Source organism: Avibacterium paragallinarum (assembly GCF_900450705.1).
In the GTDB taxonomy this organism is placed as follows: Bacteria; Pseudomonadota; Gammaproteobacteria; order Enterobacterales; family Pasteurellaceae; genus Avibacterium; species Avibacterium paragallinarum.
In genome coordinates this window covers 13,587-32,859 of record NZ_UGHK01000003.1, presented here as the reverse complement: position 1 = coordinate 32,859, position 19,273 = coordinate 13,587, and the positions used below count along the sequence as shown (strand labels likewise).

Genomic DNA, 19,273 nt, shown 5'->3' with positions numbered 1-19,273 from the left:
AATAAAAAGGAAATGCAATGACAAAGATGGTAACACCGATCATTCGGTACAACTTAAAAGAACGTATGCGTCGTTTTAACGGTACGGTAAGAAATTTTAATATTCCCAAATTGGTTGAAAACATTAACTCCCCCGCAATGCAAGAGCGGGTAAAACTTGGGGATTTACACGGTTATTATGGACATTGGCCACGTACAAAATTTGGGGCTGAGCCGAAAGAAGGCGGGGTAATTGATGGCAAGGTCATCAATCTTGAACCTTGCTTTCGTACGGTTTATTTAAAAGCCTATGAAGATGGCACAATTGAACATCAAGCAGAATTTTTTGATAATGATCCGGGTCGTAAAGCCTATGCTCAATCACAAGAAAAGAGCGGTGGTTTTTCGAGTGTTATTTTAGGTCGTGATCATTCTTTTCACGGTTTTGATTATGTCTTATTCCCGAATTATTCAGCGAATCGCCCTTATTCTGTAATGCTTGACTCGGCAGACGAAAATGTTGAGCAAGTCGTGCTTGTTCTTGATGAAATAGAAACCAGCACGGGGATCGCTCCAGAGTTACAAGCAGACTATATAGACTATCTACTAGACAGTATAGACCAACTCAAAAAGGATAAGCTGCAGCTACTTACTGAGAATAAACAGCTTGCTGATACTCTTGCAGAAACGCTTAATCATAATGATTTACTCACTGATGACGTGCTTTTTTTGCAACAGAAATTAGTTCGACAAAAAGAAAACGAAAAATTTAATCCGATCGACCTTGATGACGCAATTTCTCAAGCTAATCACTTTAAAACGGCTAAAATTGAAACGGTTGAAACCGAAGAACCCAAAGCGATCACCGAATCAATGAAGCGGTTTAATCAAGTTTGGGGATTTTAACAATGGCAACGCGTGCAATTAAAGAAGCTGCGGCCCATTTTATGCAACGGTTTTTTCAGCAACTTGTCGCCAATGGTAATCAAGCCATTGCCCACTTTATCACCCGCCCTGATAATAAAAAAATGGCAATTGTACCGGGCCGCCTTGTTGATCAAGTAGAAGAAGCATTAAACAAATGGCGAGAAAAAGCCGCAAATGGAACACGCAGCCCGCTACCGATCTTTTTAATGGGCTTCGCTAAGGATTATAGCTCCACGGGCTTAGAAAAAGGGCGTAGTGTGGCACTGCCAAAATACACTGTATGCGATGATCAAGGTAACTTTTTTTATCTTCGTTTAGATAAACACGATCAGCGTGTTCAAATCGTCCTTTTTGCTCCCGATCACGAAACCGCCTTTTCACTTGCTAGCCAGTTTAAATTGTATTGTGGCGATTATGGCAATCGGCATTTATTCTCTATCAACCATTACAATGACTTGAACTACGGCTTTCCAATGCAATTAGAAGATAGCCAGATCTTTGGGGCGCCTCAACAAATTGCAGATCAAGATAATTTGACCGTTTTAGTTTTTGATCTCACCTTTAATTGCAATACTCCTTACTTTTTAGGCGATAAGGTTAATCGCACTCCTTATCTACCAACAGTTCAAGCAGTAGTATTGCAAGAACAGCAAATTAAAACTCGACAAATGTTTTTTCATAATTTAGAAGGTACATCTATTTCGGAGTTATTAGACTAATGTTGTTACAAGCAAACATCGGGGGATTTCAGGGGCGACCTGCAACGGTTCTCGCTGTACTAGATGAAAATGAACAGCGTCTCTATATCGATCGTGCTATTGCGCTGAGAAAAGAGCGAGCAAAAAACGAACACGGTGAAATGGCAGGCTTAATCACCAATCAACCTCAGAAAGATTTTGATTATTCGTTTTCTGAAAAAGACTTCCGCCAAGCCTTTCAGGATTTTCGTTTCTATCACAATAGTAGTCGGCTTACCTTTGGACAGTTAGCCAAACAAGCCATTCCCGCTGTAGAAATTGACAAAATTACAGAAAATGGCACAAATTTTGCCATTTATGGCGAGATAACCAATGAACAATTTGCCGTAATCGCATTATGTTTCTTCGCCAAAAAAACGACGCAGATGCAAGATTCATTGAATGCCTTTGAGCATTACTCAGATTTCAATGAATGGATTACCATTTAAGGAGGAGCGATGGCACAAACTCAAGTTCATCAACAACTACACAATATGGCAAGACAGGTTACACTTAATCACCCCAATGCGTTCGATGCAACCTGCTTTCAAAAAATCTATTTATCTGCCAATGGAAAAAATCAAATTGGGGCGTTTGATGTTCTAGGCGGAGAAGATGTATCAGAAATTGATTTTAAACATCTTGGTATGGCAAAAGTCTTATTTATCGAGCCGTGGCAAGCCTCAAAAATTCTTGCTGACGGTGAAAATGCGAATGATATCCGCATTAAAATAATGGCAATGATTGAACCAGATATTGAGGGAGAATTTACCCTTGATAAAGGGGATATTTTTTATATCCAAATAGATCAATCGCTAGGGCTTGCCTATGAAGTTGTTGGCATTGAATTACCTATTGGACTTCCTACTGCAATGAATGCGAAACGCTATCTACTGAATAAACGTGATGATTTGGATTACATTGAAGACTTGCCAAAATGATTAAAAAGTGCGGTCATTTTCTACCGCACTTTTTTCTTAGCTAAATTGTTGCTCAAATTCTATATCATAAAGCGAATAGAAACTCCCATCTTCCCAGATCGCAAAATCACGATTGCCTTGAAGATAATTCGCATTATAGTAGTCTTTAAATTCCCAAGCTGCCATTAATGTTGCTAATTCATCAATCTGTAATGTAGCGGGATTTTTGACCGTATAAGCATCACGCAATAGAATTTCTGTTTCCCCCTCATAGCCAATAAATCCTTTAGCGTGCATAATCGCTTTTACTGACCACCAATAAGGCCCAAATTTAAGGTAATTCAGCGGCAATTTCTTGATAAAACGATCGGTGATAGCATAAATTTCTTTATGATAATCGAGATTGGGAGAATGCTGTAAAAAATGGTGTTTGGCATCATTAAATAAATCAATTAAATACTCATATTCAAGAAAAAATTCTGTCGCTTTCATAAAGTGTCCTTAATAATCGTTCTGTTGAGATTGTGAAGATATGATAGCTTTTGCATAAAGCTCCGCTTCATCTTGATCTAACAACATCTGTTTTGTCATAAATAGTACCATCTCTTTTTCACTAAATCCGAGATTTTTTGCTTGCTCTAGGGTCTGAGAGATCAGCCCCGCACTGCCTATCGCATTAGCTCGCGTTTGCTGGCGTTCTGATTCAAAGGCTGAAATTGAGCCATAGTAATTAATTTGGAATGGACGATTTGTGTTATTCCAGCATTTACCGTATTTATATAGCATATGTTTATCAATCAAATCGATAAAAAAATCGGCCATCGCAGCTCGAATAACTCGGCTAGACTCTGCAATTTGTGCCGACATTCTGAAAAATCCGCCATCACCTAATCCGCCAGACAACTGATCAGCAAAACCTAGCATAGACAAATCAATTCCTAATGTTCCCGCCAATAAACGTGCGTGAAGCATAATATCCTCTATTGAGACTGAGCCTTGACGACGAGAGCCCATTCCTTCGCCCTGTGTAATGACTTGCTTCTCCTCGTGGGTAAATAATACGTGGCGAATGCGGCCATATTGTGGCTCACCTTGCATTGCTTTATCTGCAAGGAGTTTAGATTTAAGCAGCGTTTGCTTAACATTTTGTGCAAGTTTTATTTGCTGTTCTCGTGTCCCCCCGCTCATATTCACCATAATAAAACTTTCATCAATGGCATCGACTAAACGCTGTCCGACAAGGGAAGCAAGAGAAATATAGAAATCGGTAAAAGGTTTTTCCGCAGTGAATAATAGCGATCCGCCAATCATAGCGGGAACTATCGGCAATCGGTCTGGGTTATCTTCAGCAATATTATATTTATAGGATTTTGACAACATTCCCGCCTGCGGAACAGTAACAAATCTCGCCATTGCCATTCTGGCTATTTGTAAAGTCGTTAGTCTAGTCAAATGATGTCGTGTTGATCCTGCTAAAAATCCTACGGTTCGCCCGCCTTGTTCATAAGGCAAAATCAACGTAGGGTGAACCATTTCATCAGTTACTAACCCGACAAGCCCTTTGCCTTTCTCATAATAGGTTCTTGCATAACCATCACCAAAAGCCAACGCGTTGTAGGCAACAGAAAAGGCGTGCTTGTTAAACATTTCAGATAAATCAGAACGCACCTCCTCCAAAACTTTTTTATCCACTTCTGACGCATTTGCGGCATCTTCAATAAAAACAACATCACCACTGGTTTCGTGTCCGCCCAATGCAGCTGTAACGTGCGTTTTAAGTGCTATCGAAATAACGGGATCTTTTTCCATTAATCGCCATTGCTGGTAAATTGCCGAACGAGAACGAGGCGGAGCATTATTTGTTCCCATCAATCCTGCAATAGTTAATCCACTTAAATCATCACCATAAGGCAATTCATAGGTTGAAGCCCATTGCTGACTTTGAGCAATCTCTTTCTCTTCAGGAAAAAGTAAAAGATGTCTATCATCATCTAATAAGCGAGAAATTGAATTCGGTTTCGCGACGACAAGTGCGGTACTCTTTTCCGCTTGTTTTTCACCCAATCCAAACATACTTTTAAAAAAAGGCTTTTTTTTCAAAGGAAGTTCCATTCTCTTATGCCGTTCAAAATTTTTCATAATGACATTTTGGAAGAAGTTAAGCTTAAATTTGTGGCAATTTTCCTAATAGGAAAAAATTTCAATGAAAAAGTAAAATAATAAACGGCAATATCATTTATCGCCGTTTATTTAACTTATTTCGCTTGAAGTTCGTTTAAGGTTTTGTCTGCATTTGCAATTAACTCATCTAACTCTTGTTCTCTCTGAGTTAATGTTGCTTCCTCACTGGTAATCGTTGATTTAATTTTAGGCGGCAAAGCAACTTTTGTTCTCGCTAATTTTTTCTGGAAATCTAAACGTCCTTTATCCAATTTAGCGATAATTTCTTGTATTGCTTGATCAATATTTTGTTGGTTCTTAATAGGCATTTCTTTGCCATTGATTTTCACCTTAAAAATATCGCCTGTTTGTTTAATTTGAAAAATGACTTGCTGTGAATCAGCAAACCCTAACGCCAATTCTTTATAAGAAATCCCACTTGTACGTTTAATCGCTGACAACTCACTTGAAGCTACTTCAATTCCCGCTTTGGTGAAATACTTAATCACATCTTTCGTGCTTTTGTCATCTTTACCATTCATTTTTTCGAAATCAAAAACAATCACTTTTTATCTCCTTCAATTTGTTTTCCCCATTCAATTATCCCGTTTAGACGGCTTGCACAAATCTCACGCTCTTTCTGCACCACTCGCAAATAAATAATCGCCTCACCATAGGTTGAACCGCTAAAGGCAGTTTGCGGGCAAGGGATTAAATAAATACTCGGCGGCAGGCGATACTCCGTTTCAGTTTTTGTGCTGCAACCGCTTAATAACATCATCAGGCAAAGGCTCGCGACTACAATCTTGCTCTTTAATCGTTTTATAAATAACGCGAATATCTTCATCGGCTTTTTCTCGCTGCACTTGTTCAAGTGCGGTCTGTTTTTGTGTCGTTTTTCGTTCATCTTCGAGCTGTTTTGTCTTTTCCGCTAGGTGATGATTTAGTTGCTGTATGGTTTGGGCTTGCATTTGATTTTTGGCACTTAAGCTACTTATCCTCTGCGACTGATACCAAACCCAACCACACAAGCCCAAAATCACGCATAACCACAACAGCGAGGAATATTTACGGATAAACGGCACGATGTAATTCAAAATGCGGGCCATCATAAAAACGTTCATCTTCACTTTTCCCATTACCGTTCCAATCTCCACCCCAGCGAATGGTGACATTTAACTCTTTGGCCGCTCGAAACATTGCCTTCGCAATTTCCTTAAATTTATCCCGTTCTGACCAAGGGATTTTTCCTTCAACCAGCGGGGCTAAATCCACCGCGTGACCGGTTAAATGACGGCTATTCATTGTCTTAGTCGCCCCTTGCTTAAAGAGTTGGGCTTGGCGTTCTTTTGTTCTCACCCCTTCAATCACCGCAAAATCAACAGTGCTATATTCAAGGGCTTTGTTTACTACGAGAATTAAATCTGAATGCACTCCCGAGAGTCGCTTTTTACTCATTGTTGATAGTTTAAAATTACTCATTTTTTATACCAGCTTTACTTTTAAAAAAACCTAGTAAAAGTTGCCTTACCGCACTCGTTCCAGCCAACCCTATCGCAGCTCCAGCAGGCGTTATTAAAGAAATATCAAAATGAAAGTGCATTAATACTGGTTGCATAACCCCAGCAATTAAACTACATAACAGTGCTTCTGCTGTCACACGTCTTGGACTATCTGTCTTACCATATAAAAAAGCCTTAAGTAATGATGCAAAAAATGCAACCACTACCGCACAGATAAGATGATTATGATTAGATAAATGAAATGTAATAAATGTCCAAATTTGATTCCATACATCCGGATTTTTTTCTGGCATAATTCTACAACCTTGTTTTGGCTATTGTTTTTAATAATGCTTCAAATTTTCGCTGCTCATTTTCCTTATAGCGTTTAAACTCCGCACCTTCAAATAAAGACTTCGTATCGCTTATGGTACTATTTGCAGCTTGTTTAAAGCTCCAGTGATACTCTAAAACAAGTGAATTAACCATCTTGGTCAAATTTTCCGAATAATTGTTTCGCTGGATCACTGATTGAGTCAGTAGAGCGAAATCGGGCAGGAAGTAATTCAACTTCCTCTCCTTTTTTATTAGTGGCTATAGGATAAGATGGCTGAATAATTACTCCTTGATTATCAAGATTAATATCAAAAAGATGAGTAATTGATTTCATCCCTTTATAAATAAACATCATTAGCAAAGAGCAAAAAGCACTTTCAGGTAAACGTCTTAATCGCTCAACCCGAGACTCTAGCCAATCACCATAATTTATTGCATTCAGATAAGGGGATACAACCTCCTCCTCTTTGCGAAAAAGTTGGGCTGCCATCATATAAAGAAACCAGTCCGCACGATTTGGCGTTTTATCTGCCATAAAGAGACGTTCTTCAATGACATCAAGCATAGCTCCTGTTAATGGTTGAATAAACCAAAGGTCTTCATCATCTGGAATCTGACCAATTTCAACCTGATCTAATTTATATTGTTTTTCAACTTGCAAATAATTCGTGTAATGCCCATTACCAACATTAAAATCTGGTACATCTGACACGCTAGATAAATAAGTTGCCTCAATAAAAATGCGTTCTTGTGCCGTCAAGTGATCAATTGATAGCTCTGAATAGCCTTTATGCCAAGTAAGATCTTTGATAGCAAATCGAAGAAATGCAGAGCGTGTAGTCTCAAGTAAATGAGTAGGAATATTAAGCAGCTCTTGTATATCTGCTATAGTTAACTCTTGTAATGTGAAAGTAAAACGTGCTGTGCGTACAGGTTGAAAATAAATCATTTTTTCCCTCCATAAATCCTCTGAATGTCTGCCTTATCCCAAGCGGTCAATGATGATATAGTCAGCGAAACTTCAGCTTTAGCATAACTACCATCAGAAGTGGTTGGAGATGTTATAGGATCACTAATCATTTCTATCACCAGTGGCTTATAAATACGACCTTTATATTCCATTGCAATAAGCCTAGGTGCTTTTGATGGCATTAATACATCAAGCCATTTCCCCTCGCCTGATATCGCCTGCATCACATTTACCAATGCACCATCTGGCGACAGTTCTTGTGGCATAGCCCACTTAATAAGCGTTTTAATAGGATCCATAACTTCTGACTTTGGATCGCTATATGCTCGAAATAAAAGCTTCATCGTACATTTAACTGGTGGCATTCCAGCAAACGTTTGGGTAGAGTTAAGCTTTGTTATTCCAGTTCTCCCTTCAAGACTTTTAAGCGCACCCTGTATTGCACCTTGATTTTGGGTAGGATTCTCGCTATTTGCCCCTCCAACACCAACGGAACGCGTAAACTGACCAAAAAAGTCTGATAATAGCCCACTCTGTAACATTGCACTGATAGCTGGAGCTTTAGCTTCTGTTCCCATTTGTTCAAAAGGTGATTGCCAATTAAGTTGATATTCCATTTCCGCACCATCAAGAATCGGTGCGTATACCGCCAACTCATCAGGGTCTTTGACATATCTACGATCTTTACCTTCCCCTACAGAATTTACTGGGTAAAATCTTGCTATTAAATGATTATTTAACCCTTGCCAATCTGAGCCTAAACCAGGGTTCAAAGAAGTTAATGCCTTATCAAAAGTTCCCTTCAGGAATTCATTCGTTTTATCTACAGCATCAGAAATAAATTGTTTTGTACTATCAAAAATCCCCATAGCATCTAAACTCATAATGTGTCTTTTACGTAAAATATGCTACGGAACAAAAAATCGAACAGTGCAATTTTCCTATAATGACAATATTCAAAAAAATGACCGCACTTTATGCGGTCAATGAAAAATCACTTTATAGCGGTAAAATCCTCCGGATATTGCCGCCGTTTCACCTCGCTTTCATAGGCGGTTTTGCAATGGTCTTTGTCGAAAAACAGCCCATTTACCAGCCGAAACCAAAACCGCCAGCGGGCTTTGGGCTTGCTCTCTAACACGGCTCGGCGGTAACAACGGCTGGAAAAGGTTTCATCTGCCCCACCGCCCGTTAAGGCGTTGCAAAGTTGGTCGAGGGCAATCAAAACGTGATAGCCCCACGTTTTAAAGGGATTTTTCTTGCTCATTTTGGTATTCCTCATAGGTTTGCGACCAGCCGATTGACCAGTCATACTCAAGCGGATTTTCCGCTTGTTCTAACAAAATCTTGTGCATATAGGCGTTTTCAAACATTTTTTCTTTGAGCGTTTTCGCCGCGTTCCACACCGCTTTGAATTTGTCAAAATCCAGTGGCTCTGCGGTGTTATCCGCACAAATCAGGGTGAAAATACGCGGCTCGCCGTTTTCTTCCGTTTTGCCGTTTAAGTCAAAATCCGCTTTGATTTCAACCAACGTGGCACGCCCTTTTTCGTCCGTATCCACCCATTTGCCGATTTCTGGTACATATACACCGCCGTTTACGCACGCATCGCGTTTGGCGTTGATTTGTAAGCGGATTTGGTTGCGTTGGTCGGTAAGCAGTTCGGCTTGTTTTTCCGTTGATAATACCCATTCCGCCCCGTTCCAACGGTGATATTCGCTCGGGGCATTGCCTTTATCGATAATGTTTCCATTCACCAGCACGGGATTGATAAAAACCTTTTCGCTCGCTACCGCCGTTTCGCCACGTTGCGCCAAATCTTCCTCGTTCATCCGATTATCGCAACTGTAAAGGAAATCCCCCAATTTATTAAAAACATAAAACATATTTGCTCCTATTTAATTCCAATAACAAGATAGTTGGCTCTACCGTTTGTCCAGGAGCCTACGTCCATACCTCGCCCCTCACCGTGCCAAGCTTGAGCTGTAACTGTTCGCCCTGTAACAAAACAACGTTGATAGTAAGATTTGCTTCTGCCTGATTCCTGAATATCCCATGGTTGTGTCCTTGGATCGTCAAAATTCATTGAGACAAAAAACTTACATTGTCCTTCGCTAAATGATGGAGGTAATGGCAAAGTGGCTCCGTGTTCAACTACACCCGTTAACACCGCCACTTTCCCATTCACCCAACTTTGATAGGCAACCGTCTCACCGCCTTGCTGAACGGTCGGGAACCTCACGTAGCGGTCAGGGTTTTCCTGGTTTGGATAGCGGTAGACAAAATTAAAGCGTGGGTCGGTTGCTGAGGCAGGATTGACTTCCCACTGCCAATAACCACCATCGGGTAGGATGGCACGGATGCGCCCCCAGGTGTTACTTTTAATCTCTACTCGTCCACTGGCAAAATAATTAACAGCCGATAAACTTGCGTTACCTGCGTCGCCTGTTTTTTTGTAAGTGCTGTCAGACTGAAAATGAAAGGTGTTGCTGTTGTCATCGTGCCAAATACCATCAATATTCTTGCTATTGATAAAATCTTTTGTATCTGCACTAAATCCCAGCATGTTATTATTAAGGTTAATGTCACCTCTAAATATCCCTCCTAACTCGGTCATAATCTGTTTTTGTCCGAGATAAGTGCCATTTGCGTCAAATGCCGTGGTAAATATATCCCAAGCCTGATTGCCGTTATAACTACCATAACTAAAACCAATCCCTCTTGCGTGGGCGTTGGTGGTGTAGGATGGGTGTGTGATGTGCACCATCAAACTGGCAAGCGGCAGGTTGTTAAGTTTATCGCCGTTTGGTCGGTAAAAACCGCTGTAGGCATAACCCTCTGCCTTGGTGTAATCAATGGTCTTTTGGCGTATCTCACTCTTATCATCAGCACTCATTACCCAATTTGTCCAATTGCCGCCGACTTTACGACGGTTGAAAACTTGGCACGAATGAAACGTGGTAAACCGCTGAAAATATCCGTTGCCAAAGACCTCTAAAGCCCCATCACCTCTCTCAACGGGGTAATTTTTTGCTAGCGTTGCTTTAGACGAGCCAACAATATAATAATTGCCGTCTGTGGTTATCTCATCAAGATTTTGGTCAGCACCGATGGGGGTAGTCAAATTATCCAGTCTCACCCAGCCATTCGCCCAATTGTTGTTGCTTTTAAGGCGTTTAAACATCTTACCGTTAGAGGCAAAATAGATTTGCTCATCTGCTGACAGTACAAGCAACACCCCGGATTGTTCTTCGGGATAATTGTTATTTGGCGTGTTGCGATAAGTTGAGTTGTGATAGATGCCTTTTACAGTGATGTCATTGAGATTATCGCTTGCGGTCAAGGCACGTTGGGCAAAATCCGCAATCTTATAGCCCGCTAAGGTTGTGGCTGGTGATTGTTTGCTTTCAGCCAAATTGTAAGCACTTTCGGCGTGATTATCCGCCTCAACCGCCTTGTCATAGGCGGTTTTAGCGGCAAAGCTTGTGGCGATAGTATCAGAGCTTGGCGAAGTGACCGCGTCAGATTTTTTGCTGTTGGGGATATAGTTACTCAGATTGCGGGTTAAGGCATCAATCAGCCCTTTCAACGTTTTCCCCGCTTTGGCGGTGAGCCCTAGGGTTTCTGCTTCGCTGTTTGTGTCATTGGTGAGTTGCACAATGCCAGCTTGGCTTGTGCTTGCTTTGTCGATTTCGTGACTGTGGCCCGTTTCCTCCACGGCGTTTTGGCTGGTGGCGGTGAGAGTTTTGGGGGTATATTGAGGGTGTGGATTATCTTCATTTTCGTGCTGATTTATGAGCTGAATAAGTTTATCTTGATCTTGCATTATTTGCACATCAATACGTTCAACAGGCATTGCTTCCAAGGCAAGCGAAAATGAAATTGTTGTCTCCACTTTATCAGAGATAAAAATTAACCCTTCGCCTTTTATTTCATCCGAAGAATAAACAGCGATAAGCGTATTATTTGCCCAAAAACCAATTTCATTACACCAAAAACCTTCATCTTGTTCTGCTTTTACAACAAAACGCATCTGGATTGTTTTCTCATCTAATCTTACAGCGGATGCAATACCTACACGCAATCTCTCTTGTTTTAGGGAAGTTTCTTCTCCCGTTGGTCGATATTTTTCCGTACCAAATGCCGCGTGTGTAATAGTCAGCGATAAATGCTGATTATTATTCATCGTAGCTAGTTTTAATCCTACCTTAGTTATTGTTGGGGGACTATTGATTTGATTTACAGCCATCACATATCCTTAACGATAAAAATCTGTGAGGCTAGTATAAAAAGGTAGATATATTTAATACTTGTTTTTTTCCTAAATCACCGTTTTATAAAATTCTCTTTTTTCTTGGTTATTTTCATATCCAGCACGAGATTTTATTTCTTTAAGCTGTTTTTCAGTAGGCAGAACAAGAATCTGTTCATTAAGTGGCTCATCAAAAGAACCAAGCCCAGCGGCTGCCATAATAGTAAGAAACTCATTTCGTCGCCCATACACCCGTAGGCTTACCAAAGTAAGATCGTGCTTTTCATCAAATTTTGTTTCATAACGAATTGCTGGTTCCCATTTTTTAGTTCTGATCGAAAAATCACGAACAAGTTGTACAAATCTATTACAAGCCATAGAATGACTTTCTATCATAAATCCCCCTGCCTTAAATAATTGGTAATCGGCACTTGCCTTTAAATGAGGCAAAATTAAACCCAGAAAATCCCGTTCCAATAACAACTTTTGAAGGCTTGTTTTTATTTCCTAGTTCTTTTTTTACAGTCAGTCCAACAACAAATCTAGCTCCTATAATTGATTGAATTGTAGATACATACTGCAGTATTTGTTGCCCATCTTCGCTTATATCGGTGATTGAAATTTTTATCCTAGATGTAAGCCAATGAGGAGTGTTTTTTCTACGAACTCCTTCGGCATTTACAAGCGATGTTGTATATGGTTTATCTGTTTCCTGCCACAATTGCTCAATAGTGAAGCCATCTGGATAAAGCATTTGTAAATAAGTACGCAGAAAATGAAAACCTCTTTTAGGGTTTTTAGCTCGCCAAGCCTTAAAAAGATAACGAAGTCTATCAATATCGCCATCAGCACGCATTAGACTTAGCCCATCATTTAACGCAAATTTCGTTAATAATGCACTTTGAGCCAAATAAGGCGATCCATAATGTAATAAACCCCTTTGTCTATGCCATAGCATTTTCTTAAAAACTCTAAGAAAAACATTTTTCCAAGCTAGTTCAATTTCCTCTGTCATTTCTGAGGCCACAAATGGATAAATAGGCGTGACCTCTTTTGCTCCTGTCTGATTTACCATACTTACTCCACTGTATTATATCCACCGCCCCACACGCTACTTTCATACCCATTAGACGTTAAATTAATTGTGATTGACTCTTTATCTAAGTATCGAAATACTTCGGGAGCGGAATTCACTCCATTAGATATTGATACATTTAAATCACTTCTTTTGTCCGCAAGTGCTGGAATTGCCTGCTCTATCAAACTAAATACTTCTTTATTTTTTACAACAACCTTCCCTTGCTTGGTTGAAAAAGCATTTTTGCCATATTCTTGTAACAAAAGATCAATGATTTGAGCTTTAACTTGTAATACATCATAAGCTCTTGCAATGATTGCATTAACGGTAATATGAATTTTTTCTGTAATTGGTTCAACGAACTTTGTCTTATAGGAGTCATCAGCTTCCGCAATGACTTGTGATATTTGTCGCTTGATAGATTCTTTACTTTCAACTGAATTATCGGGTAAAGCAAAAGAGTAAAATAGCGTATTAACATTATTAATGTCAGCCCCTCGTATTTTTTCTTCTATCTGTTCATTCCATACGGCTAGAAATGCCAAATGATTAAAATTTTTACGAAGTAATTTATCAAACTCACCGAGAAATACAGCATTATCATCATAAGTCGAAGGATAATTACACAAGTTTCTTAATGTTGCTATGTCAATAGGATTTTTCCCCGCCCGTTTTAATGCTTTCATTTCTAAATTAATCTCGTTTTCCTCATTAGCTTGAATATATTGAAATGAAAATGTACTTCCAAGCTCAGGCTGAATGTCGCCAAAACATTGTCCGCACTCTATCGTTATAACATCATTAATCGAGGGTTGAAATCCCACAACGGAGGTTTCACCAAACTTAACATATAAACGTTTATATTCATCTGACTCAATATGAAAAACCTTTTCTCCCGCATCAACACCATTAAATTTAAAACAGGGGTCAAATACCTCACCATTGACTTTCACTTGAATAGTAGATATATAACTACCATCCTTTGGCTCTTCAACCTCAATAGCATAAAATGGATAGGACTCGCTCATAGTATGAGAGTGTTTAACAAATTGTAATTGAGTTGCCATAATTTCTCCCTCACCATTATTTTGCGTTGAAGCTGGTAATGTAACAGGACTGTCAATTCGATACATACGTCCGCTTGCGTCAAATAAATAACGACCCGCTTCAATCCTAACAGGCGTATTGCCATTATTAATGGCTTTAATCTGAACAATCGCGGGCTTTGCAGTAAAGATTAATCCTTTCAAGGCGGCATCTGCCAATACGGTTGCGTCTCTTGATTTCAAAAAAGGCTCTTGCATTGCGACTTCAAGTTGCTGGCTATACATAGCAAGCATTTGAGCGATTGCCCCTTGCATTTGTAAAAATCTCGGATCGCCCGCGTGATACAAGGCGGCAGTCAGCTCGTTTTTTAACGCCTCTTCTTTCACCGCCTCAAGGAAGTCTTCTTTGGTGTACATTGTTCAATCCTCACATAATATCTAACACAATATTGCCAATCTCTAAGATAAAGTGCATTTTATCTGGACTCACAGGCACAGAATAAATGTTCACCGCATCAGGAGGGAGCATATCCAAAACGGGAACATCTCGACGCAATTTAGCAATCACTTCATCAGCCGCCCCCATTGTAAGCGGAGCGAATAACAGGGCGTGTTTATCAAAACCATAATCAGACCCTAAATAGCTATTCACAGGTGTTGCCAACCAATGCCGCACCATTTTTTCAACATCACTTTGTGTAATTTTTGCTGTTTCCATAATGACAATAAACCTCATCAAATTAATGCTATTATCGGGGTTTACTTTCCTTGACTTCGCTAAATTTTCCTAATAAAAAACCGCACAATAAAGTGCGGTCGTTTTTTTCTTACTTTTTCACTAACAAATCTGTGGTTATTCCACAATAATGCCCGTCGCAGTCTGCTCTCAAATCGAGTTCATACGCACACCACAGCAAGCCGATAATCATTAAAATTCTGAACATAATTTCACCTTCTTGCTGAATTTTGGTTGAACAAAACCGCCACACAATTTTCTTGGAGAAAAGTGCGGTCGGTTTTGGGTTAGGTTTTTAGAAGTCGATTTTTACGGCTTTGGGATTGAACTCTCGCAGATGTGTTAATACACGCCAGCTTGTCATTGGGTCGGCTTCAAATTCTTCAGTAATGCGATTTAAGATTTGGTTTGATGAACGTAGTACGCTTAAATATTCATAAGCCTGTCCGTAAATTTGGGGGCTTAGATTTGAGCCTAGGGCTTCAAAGGCTTTGTGGATATGCTGAAATGTGCCTACGCCACGCTTGAATGCAAACCAGAGCCAAGCAAGCTTTTGAAGTTCGTACTCGGTAAACTCAAAAGTGTATTTTTTCTCTGGGCTGGGTAAGGTGATTTCTACGCCGATAGTGAGTTTTTGCACATACTCTATCGCCTGTAGAATTTGTTCAGCGGTTAGCTGTTCAATTTTTTCAACGTTAAAGCGTTGATGAATAAAGCCGTAAACTTCACTGTGGGTTAATTTACGCTTAGCAACTAACACATTGACGGCTTCTCGTAAACCTGTGCGTTCGTCCACGGTTGAAGCGGGTAAGGCGAGTTGTTGTTTTTGCCCGATTAGTATTTTCTCGATTTCTTCATCGCACCAAATTGCAAATTCAACATTGAGCCAGCGAGCAAATGGAACGGCTAAGCGGCGATGTAGCCAAGTGCCACCATTTACGCCACGAGTGGTTTTTAAAATACGGGATTTTCCCGTATTTAATTTTTTGCATAGTAAATCAATATATTCTTGCGTGCTTTCAAGACGTAACCATTCATTTGGTAGTTTATTAAAATGCTTTGCGATAGCTGTTGCGTTGAGATAAGCGTCATCTTGAAAGAAAACTTGAGTGCCGTTGTAATCGGCGGTGATGATATTTGACATAATTGCCTCTACTAATTTTCTGAATAATGTCAGTTGCCTTTATCATAAAGGTAACTGGTGATCGAGTGGTTCAGAAGCCTAGTAGTAAGCTGGAGTTATTCCCCTTTCGGGTATTGTATTCCTCGCCCACTCGATCATTGATTGTCATTTACCGTTTTTTGTCAAATCTGGCTGAGAAAAGGAGAAACACCAAATTCTAGATACAAAAAAACCGCATTGGATTTCGGTTGCGGATTACCGCCTGTTTTAAGGTTTCGACACCTATGAGAGTAATAATAGTGAAATAAAGTTGGGTTGTAAAGTAAAAAATAAAATTCATTATATAAATAACTATTGACGATTTAATCTATTATTTATATAATGCACTTGTTTTCAGTAAGGGCTGAAAATGAAGAAGCCGCCCTTGTTGAGAGCGGCAACAAAAAGGAACTGGATTATGTTCGTTAAACTGTTAATCCTAGTTATTCTTATCTTCGTAAGTTTACCCGCTTACTAGATAGCTAAAAGTCCTAGCGGTGATTTTACCCGCACCGCTAGGCAGTTCCTAAATACTATAACGTTTATTCAGCAAAATCAAGGAGTAAAAATGGCAAATTCAATGACTGAACACTCTCGCCGCGTTCGTGCGGAAACTGCCCGCCGTTTAAATGATAAAGCCATCGCCGAAGGACGAGCTAGACGCATTTTAATGCAACTGCCCGCAGATCTTGCTGATGAATTTGACGCGATCTGTGCTGAAATGGGTGTTTCTCGCCCGCAAGCGTTGAAGGCTTTGTGTGAACTTTATCGGGCGAATTAGAGGAATGAGAATTAAAGATTAAAAAACAAATCCATTTGATGAATTTGCGAAAATTCGTGATCCAGTTGTGCTTTTTCTTTTTTACAGGCGTTCAGTTCTCTCCCCTTTTGGCTTGCTCGTTCTTTATAGTCTGCCATTTTCTCTTGCCAAGCAGTGAGTTTATTTTTCACTTCATCACGGCGAGCAATGCCTTCCGTCCAATAATCCCATAACGCTAAGAAACATTCTTCCTGATATTCTTCAAGTCGTGTTTTTAAATCAGCACGCACTTTGTTTGGGTTAATGCTAAATAACCAACCATTTAATTTTTTGATTGGCATACAGAGCATTTTGCGTTTTTTGCCATCTGCCCCAACCGTTTCGATATCGAAACAGTTGAATTTTTTGCTGTTCTCGTGCAATTTAATTGATTGAGAACCCCAAGATAGCCCAATCCCTTCAACAATTTCACGCATTGCCACATAAGCAATGCCATTGTTATCCACTAATGTAATTTCTTTACCTAAAAATTCAGTTTTTAATGCTTTCATTATATTCTCCTGTTTCTCCACAAGAAAAGAGCCTGTAAGAAACAGTGAGTGGAGAACGGAAACACCGCTTGTTGCGTGTACATCGCTATCTTACAGGCTTTGCGGGAGAGAAATTAGCAAAAAAACAAGTAGGCTAATTTTGTTTTTTCCTAATAGGAAAAATTGTGTTGTAATAGGTTGTTTTTATTTAGAATTTCTTGAAAAGAAAAATGGTGTAAACAGATAAACGCAAACTCGGGGAGCAAGGCTATATCAAGGGGAAGTAAATTTGGGTTGCCTCATTGAAAAAGTGTAGTGCTATGATATACAATAACCGTATTATTAATTAAATTCTTACCTTATGATACTTTCATTTAAGCATAAAGGCTTGGAAAAATTCTATAAAACTGGCCGATGAATATGTATTGCCCACCGCACCCAGCAGAAGTTATCAAAGAAGATATTTTACCCGAGTTAGGCTTAACTGTAACACAGGCGGCTAAACAGTTAGGCGTAAACAGGGTAACCTTTTCCCGATTATTAAACGGCAAGTCCGCAATTAGTGCTGAAATGGCTTTACGGCTGCACGCTTGGCTAGGGGAAAATAGCCCTAGTCCAGAGAGCTGGTTACATCAGCAAGCGGATTATGATTTATGGAAAGCCTCACAAAAGCAAACATTTTCGGTTCAGCCTGCTTTTGTAGTATAGCGAATATAAGAAAAGCCTATTGATTATCTATAGGCTTTGAACATATCTATTTTATTGATAATTCAACCAACCTGAAATGGGGTCGGCTAAACTCATCATCGTCCGTATTTTACGCTTCTTCATTTTCCGCATCTAACAGCGCCTTTCTTTCTTCCATTTCAGCACGCTCCTGCATTAACCGCGTCTCTTCCTGTCCTGAAGCTAAAATTGCGTCAAGTTCTTCGTAAACTTTATCCATACTTTTCACTTCAACGGTTGATTCGACTTGTTGTTTTGGAACTAAATCATAATTTACATTCCCCAAGAATTGCACAAGTCTTGAGTCATACATTCCAACTAAACCGCCCTCAACAAGCATTGTTTTGCCTAGATCTTTAAACCTTTTGTACGCACCGAATAATTGTTTATTTTTTATACTCCCATCTTCATTTTTCGCAGTACAATTATCTGTAAATGTTTGTTCATCAACACCACACAATAGAGCCATTCTTGTTATTGTTGGGAAAGCAACGCCAAGTATATCCATTTTCTTTCCCTCACTGTCTTTTTGAATTAACTCATAGTATTTGAGTTTCCCTTCAACATAATCATTGATCGCAGCCTCCATTTTCTCAATAGCTAAATCTGGATCAAACTTATAGGGACGTCCCCGTTTGGTTTCCCATTGCCCCTCTTCTAATTTGAGTTCTCTCTTCGAAATTGCGGCACTCACTTTTGCTTTACGTTTAACTTTTGTTTTTGCCGTTGTTGCAGCTTCCTTTCTAGTCGCCATATCTATATCCCACTAAATCCAGTTGCTTTTCGCTTCCATCACTTAACACGCTCTTGAATTGACGCAATATATTATCATCATAGGATTCTTTTGATAGCCTTCTTCGAGTGGATGAAATACGTTGGTTGATTTTATCGACTTGCTTCATCACTAATGACCCCGCTTTAATATCCTCATCGAAATTAGGGTTGAGTTCACGCATTCGATTTACCGCATCAACGAGTTCAGCACTCTCATCACAAAGCATTGATAAGTGCATACTCAGAACCTGAGCTGACGCACCTTTAACTATGGTTTCTGTCAGCCCCTCTAAAAGCTGATTAGCATAATGCTGCACACTGCTATAAATAGCGAGTTGCTCAACACTTCTTGGATCTCGTTCTGGGTAATTCGACATACCCAGCAAATAATCCATTGACACGCCATAGCACAATGATGCCCGAGCAAGAAAATTATGATTAATCGCCGTTTTCGAGGTTTTTCTTTCCATCTTGGAAATCATACTCGTATTAGTATAGCCCATTTCCGCTGCGGCTCTCTCTGGGCTTTTCCTTGCAAGTAAACGTGCGCTTAAACAACGCGCACGGATTAAATCAGGATTTAACTTAAAGTTACTAATTTTTTTCGTCATACAACAACCTTACTTAACTAATCCACTTAACTACACTCTCATTTCTAACTTTTTATAAACGACTAAAT

Annotated in this window: 27 protein-coding genes; 6 read left to right on the top strand and 21 right to left on the bottom strand. The window is 39.7% G+C overall.

Annotated features, from left to right (window positions below):
* Window positions 1–17: 17 nt before the first annotated feature.
* From DXZ23_RS14510 to DXZ23_RS14495, 4 genes are read left to right on the top strand one after another with little or no spacing between them, the layout of a single operon-like run.
* Window positions 18–884 (top strand): hypothetical protein, encoded by an 867-nt coding sequence (locus tag DXZ23_RS14510; RefSeq protein WP_051128108.1) that lies wholly within the window; start codon window positions 18–20, stop codon window positions 882–884.
* 2 nt (window positions 885–886) lie between these two features.
* Window positions 887–1,624 (top strand): hypothetical protein, encoded by a 738-nt coding sequence (locus DXZ23_RS14505; protein WP_021724774.1) that lies wholly within the window; start codon window positions 887–889, stop codon window positions 1,622–1,624.
* Window positions 1,624–2,091, top strand: a complete 468-nt coding sequence (locus DXZ23_RS14500) for a hypothetical protein (RefSeq protein ID WP_017807177.1) — start codon at window positions 1,624–1,626, stop codon at window positions 2,089–2,091. The genes DXZ23_RS14505 and DXZ23_RS14500 overlap by 1 nt, the downstream gene beginning before the upstream one ends.
* A 9-nt stretch (window positions 2,092–2,100) precedes the next feature.
* Entirely contained in the window at window positions 2,101–2,583 is a 483-nt protein-coding gene (locus tag DXZ23_RS14495; protein ID WP_017807176.1) for a hypothetical protein, read from the top strand.
* A gap of 36 nt (window positions 2,584–2,619) precedes the next feature.
* On the opposite strand, the gene DXZ23_RS14490 is transcribed toward DXZ23_RS14495, so the two are convergent.
* The 18 genes from DXZ23_RS14490 to DXZ23_RS14415 form a co-directional block, all read right to left on the bottom strand.
* Entirely contained in the window at window positions 2,620–3,054 is a 435-nt protein-coding gene (locus DXZ23_RS14490; protein ID WP_017807175.1) for a hypothetical protein, read from the bottom strand.
* 9 nt (window positions 3,055–3,063) lie between these two features.
* Window positions 3,064–4,635, bottom strand: a complete 1,572-nt coding sequence (locus DXZ23_RS14485) for a hypothetical protein (protein ID WP_158529153.1) — start codon at window positions 4,633–4,635, stop codon at window positions 3,064–3,066.
* A gap of 182 nt (window positions 4,636–4,817) precedes the next feature.
* Window positions 4,818–5,288, bottom strand: coding sequence for a defense against restriction DarA-related protein (locus DXZ23_RS14480; RefSeq protein ID WP_017807172.1), 471 nt, complete (start codon window positions 5,286–5,288; stop codon window positions 4,818–4,820).
* Window positions 5,285–5,503: an Rz1-like lysis system protein LysC gene (gene lysC, locus DXZ23_RS14475; RefSeq protein ID WP_226537699.1), complete on the bottom strand. Its 219-nt coding sequence runs from the start codon at window positions 5,501–5,503 to the stop codon at window positions 5,285–5,287. The genes DXZ23_RS14480 and lysC overlap by 4 nt, the downstream gene beginning before the upstream one ends.
* On the bottom strand, window positions 5,469–5,834 hold the full coding sequence (locus DXZ23_RS14470; protein WP_243398548.1) for a DUF2570 family protein: 366 nt from the start codon (window positions 5,832–5,834) through the stop codon (window positions 5,469–5,471). The genes lysC and DXZ23_RS14470 overlap by 35 nt, the downstream gene beginning before the upstream one ends.
* Window positions 5,791–6,204 (bottom strand): M15 family metallopeptidase, encoded by a 414-nt coding sequence (locus tag DXZ23_RS14465; protein WP_035688213.1) that lies wholly within the window; start codon window positions 6,202–6,204, stop codon window positions 5,791–5,793. Before DXZ23_RS14465 ends, DXZ23_RS14470 begins: the two co-directional genes overlap by 44 nt.
* Window positions 6,197–6,538 carry a phage holin, lambda family gene (locus tag DXZ23_RS14460; protein WP_017807437.1) on the bottom strand — a complete coding sequence of 114 codons (342 nt, stop codon included), beginning with the start codon at window positions 6,536–6,538 and terminating at the stop codon, window positions 6,197–6,199. Before DXZ23_RS14460 ends, DXZ23_RS14465 begins: the two co-directional genes overlap by 8 nt.
* A 4-nt stretch (window positions 6,539–6,542) precedes the next feature.
* Window positions 6,543–6,713, bottom strand: a complete 171-nt coding sequence (locus DXZ23_RS15595; RefSeq protein WP_017807436.1) for a hypothetical protein — start codon at window positions 6,711–6,713, stop codon at window positions 6,543–6,545.
* Window positions 6,706–7,509, bottom strand: a complete 804-nt coding sequence (locus DXZ23_RS14455; protein ID WP_017807435.1) for a hypothetical protein — start codon at window positions 7,507–7,509, stop codon at window positions 6,706–6,708. The genes DXZ23_RS15595 and DXZ23_RS14455 overlap by 8 nt, the downstream gene beginning before the upstream one ends.
* Window positions 7,506–8,414: a hypothetical protein gene (locus tag DXZ23_RS14450; protein ID WP_017807434.1), complete on the bottom strand. Its 909-nt coding sequence runs from the start codon at window positions 8,412–8,414 to the stop codon at window positions 7,506–7,508. Before DXZ23_RS14450 ends, DXZ23_RS14455 begins: the two co-directional genes overlap by 4 nt.
* 110 nt (window positions 8,415–8,524) lie before the next feature.
* On the bottom strand, window positions 8,525–8,797 hold the full coding sequence (locus DXZ23_RS15590; protein WP_035696072.1) for a hypothetical protein: 273 nt from the start codon (window positions 8,795–8,797) through the stop codon (window positions 8,525–8,527).
* Window positions 8,775–9,416 carry a DUF4376 domain-containing protein gene (locus tag DXZ23_RS15585; protein WP_051185281.1) on the bottom strand — a complete coding sequence of 214 codons (642 nt, stop codon included), beginning with the start codon at window positions 9,414–9,416 and terminating at the stop codon, window positions 8,775–8,777. The genes DXZ23_RS15590 and DXZ23_RS15585 overlap by 23 nt, the downstream gene beginning before the upstream one ends.
* A gap of 8 nt (window positions 9,417–9,424) precedes the next feature.
* Entirely contained in the window at window positions 9,425–11,779 is a 2,355-nt protein-coding gene (locus DXZ23_RS14440) for a pyocin knob domain-containing protein (protein WP_021724780.1), read from the bottom strand.
* 72 nt (window positions 11,780–11,851) lie between these two features.
* Window positions 11,852–12,178, bottom strand: coding sequence for a hypothetical protein (locus tag DXZ23_RS14435; protein WP_026138624.1), 327 nt, complete (start codon window positions 12,176–12,178; stop codon window positions 11,852–11,854).
* Window positions 12,179–12,191: 13 nt separating this feature from the next.
* Window positions 12,192–12,857, bottom strand: a complete 666-nt coding sequence (locus tag DXZ23_RS14430; RefSeq protein ID WP_017807432.1) for a hypothetical protein — start codon at window positions 12,855–12,857, stop codon at window positions 12,192–12,194.
* A 2-nt stretch (window positions 12,858–12,859) separates the two neighbouring features.
* Entirely contained in the window at window positions 12,860–14,323 is a 1,464-nt protein-coding gene (locus DXZ23_RS14425) for a hypothetical protein (RefSeq protein WP_017807431.1), read from the bottom strand.
* A gap of 10 nt (window positions 14,324–14,333) precedes the next feature.
* On the bottom strand, window positions 14,334–14,624 hold the full coding sequence (locus tag DXZ23_RS14420) for a hypothetical protein (RefSeq protein WP_017807430.1): 291 nt from the start codon (window positions 14,622–14,624) through the stop codon (window positions 14,334–14,336).
* Window positions 14,625–14,937: 313 nt separating this feature from the next.
* Window positions 14,938–15,786: a P22AR C-terminal domain-containing protein gene (locus DXZ23_RS14415; protein WP_021724782.1), complete on the bottom strand. Its 849-nt coding sequence runs from the start codon at window positions 15,784–15,786 to the stop codon at window positions 14,938–14,940.
* A gap of 586 nt (window positions 15,787–16,372) precedes the next feature.
* Here DXZ23_RS14415 and DXZ23_RS14410 point away from each other — a divergent pair.
* Window positions 16,373–16,585, top strand: a complete 213-nt coding sequence (locus tag DXZ23_RS14410) for a hypothetical protein (protein ID WP_017807429.1) — start codon at window positions 16,373–16,375, stop codon at window positions 16,583–16,585.
* An 11-nt stretch (window positions 16,586–16,596) separates the two neighbouring features.
* On the opposite strand, the gene DXZ23_RS14405 is transcribed toward DXZ23_RS14410, so the two are convergent.
* Window positions 16,597–17,115 carry a phage antirepressor N-terminal domain-containing protein gene (locus DXZ23_RS14405; protein ID WP_017807428.1) on the bottom strand — a complete coding sequence of 173 codons (519 nt, stop codon included), beginning with the start codon at window positions 17,113–17,115 and terminating at the stop codon, window positions 16,597–16,599.
* A 393-nt stretch (window positions 17,116–17,508) separates the two neighbouring features.
* Here DXZ23_RS14405 and DXZ23_RS14400 point away from each other — a divergent pair, with 393 nt between their 5' ends.
* On the top strand, window positions 17,509–17,802 hold the full coding sequence (locus DXZ23_RS14400; RefSeq protein ID WP_026138622.1) for a HigA family addiction module antitoxin: 294 nt from the start codon (window positions 17,509–17,511) through the stop codon (window positions 17,800–17,802).
* A 109-nt stretch (window positions 17,803–17,911) separates the two neighbouring features.
* On the opposite strand, the gene DXZ23_RS14395 is transcribed toward DXZ23_RS14400, so the two are convergent.
* Together DXZ23_RS14395 and DXZ23_RS14390 are read right to left on the bottom strand one after the other, a co-directional pair.
* Complete coding sequence (locus DXZ23_RS14395; RefSeq protein ID WP_017807426.1) at window positions 17,912–18,574, bottom strand: hypothetical protein; 663 nt, start codon at window positions 18,572–18,574, stop codon at window positions 17,912–17,914.
* Window positions 18,564–19,205 (bottom strand): hypothetical protein, encoded by a 642-nt coding sequence (locus DXZ23_RS14390; RefSeq protein ID WP_017807425.1) that lies wholly within the window; start codon window positions 19,203–19,205, stop codon window positions 18,564–18,566. Before DXZ23_RS14390 ends, DXZ23_RS14395 begins: the two co-directional genes overlap by 11 nt.
* Between the last annotated feature and the right edge of the window lie 68 nt (window positions 19,206–19,273).

Excerpts from the sequence above, each read along its gene's own strand:
- DXZ23_RS14510 (WP_051128108.1), top strand. The coding sequence starts at position 18 with ATGACAAAGATGGTAACACCGATCATTCGGTACAACTTAAAAGAACGT.
- DXZ23_RS14505 (WP_021724774.1), top strand. The coding sequence starts at position 887 with ATGGCAACGCGTGCAATTAAAGAAGCTGCGGCCCATTTTATGCAACGG.
- DXZ23_RS14500 (WP_017807177.1), top strand. The coding sequence starts at position 1,624 with ATGTTGTTACAAGCAAACATCGGGGGATTTCAGGGGCGACCTGCAACG.
- DXZ23_RS14495 (WP_017807176.1), top strand. The coding sequence starts at position 2,101 with ATGGCACAAACTCAAGTTCATCAACAACTACACAATATGGCAAGACAG.
- DXZ23_RS14490 (WP_017807175.1), bottom strand. The coding sequence starts at position 3,054 with ATGAAAGCGACAGAATTTTTTCTTGAATATGAGTATTTAATTGATTTA.
- DXZ23_RS14485 (WP_158529153.1), bottom strand. The coding sequence starts at position 4,635 with ATGTTTGGATTGGGTGAAAAACAAGCGGAAAAGAGTACCGCACTTGTC.
- lysC (WP_226537699.1), bottom strand. The coding sequence starts at position 5,503 with ATGATGTTATTAAGCGGTTGCAGCACAAAAACTGAAACGGAGTATCGC.
- DXZ23_RS14470 (WP_243398548.1), bottom strand. The coding sequence starts at position 5,834 with ATGATGGCCCGCATTTTGAATTACATCGTGCCGTTTATCCGTAAATAT.
- DXZ23_RS14465 (WP_035688213.1), bottom strand. The coding sequence starts at position 6,204 with ATGAGTAATTTTAAACTATCAACAATGAGTAAAAAGCGACTCTCGGGA.
- DXZ23_RS14460 (WP_017807437.1), bottom strand. The coding sequence starts at position 6,538 with ATGCCAGAAAAAAATCCGGATGTATGGAATCAAATTTGGACATTTATT.
- DXZ23_RS15595 (WP_017807436.1), bottom strand. The coding sequence starts at position 6,713 with ATGGTTAATTCACTTGTTTTAGAGTATCACTGGAGCTTTAAACAAGCT.
- DXZ23_RS14455 (WP_017807435.1), bottom strand. The coding sequence starts at position 7,509 with ATGATTTATTTTCAACCTGTACGCACAGCACGTTTTACTTTCACATTA.
- DXZ23_RS14450 (WP_017807434.1), bottom strand. The coding sequence starts at position 8,414 with ATGAGTTTAGATGCTATGGGGATTTTTGATAGTACAAAACAATTTATT.
- DXZ23_RS15590 (WP_035696072.1), bottom strand. The coding sequence starts at position 8,797 with ATGAGCAAGAAAAATCCCTTTAAAACGTGGGGCTATCACGTTTTGATT.
- DXZ23_RS15585 (WP_051185281.1), bottom strand. The coding sequence starts at position 9,416 with ATGTTTTATGTTTTTAATAAATTGGGGGATTTCCTTTACAGTTGCGAT.
- DXZ23_RS14440 (WP_021724780.1), bottom strand. The coding sequence starts at position 11,779 with ATGGCTGTAAATCAAATCAATAGTCCCCCAACAATAACTAAGGTAGGA.
- DXZ23_RS14435 (WP_026138624.1), bottom strand. The coding sequence starts at position 12,178 with ATGATAGAAAGTCATTCTATGGCTTGTAATAGATTTGTACAACTTGTT.
- DXZ23_RS14430 (WP_017807432.1), bottom strand. The coding sequence starts at position 12,857 with ATGGTAAATCAGACAGGAGCAAAAGAGGTCACGCCTATTTATCCATTT.
- DXZ23_RS14425 (WP_017807431.1), bottom strand. The coding sequence starts at position 14,323 with ATGTACACCAAAGAAGACTTCCTTGAGGCGGTGAAAGAAGAGGCGTTA.
- DXZ23_RS14420 (WP_017807430.1), bottom strand. The coding sequence starts at position 14,624 with ATGGAAACAGCAAAAATTACACAAAGTGATGTTGAAAAAATGGTGCGG.
- DXZ23_RS14415 (WP_021724782.1), bottom strand. The coding sequence starts at position 15,786 with ATGTCAAATATCATCACCGCCGATTACAACGGCACTCAAGTTTTCTTT.
- DXZ23_RS14410 (WP_017807429.1), top strand. The coding sequence starts at position 16,373 with ATGGCAAATTCAATGACTGAACACTCTCGCCGCGTTCGTGCGGAAACT.
- DXZ23_RS14405 (WP_017807428.1), bottom strand. The coding sequence starts at position 17,115 with ATGAAAGCATTAAAAACTGAATTTTTAGGTAAAGAAATTACATTAGTG.
- DXZ23_RS14400 (WP_026138622.1), top strand. The coding sequence starts at position 17,509 with ATGAATATGTATTGCCCACCGCACCCAGCAGAAGTTATCAAAGAAGAT.
- DXZ23_RS14395 (WP_017807426.1), bottom strand. The coding sequence starts at position 18,574 with ATGGCGACTAGAAAGGAAGCTGCAACAACGGCAAAAACAAAAGTTAAA.
- DXZ23_RS14390 (WP_017807425.1), bottom strand. The coding sequence starts at position 19,205 with ATGACGAAAAAAATTAGTAACTTTAAGTTAAATCCTGATTTAATCCGT.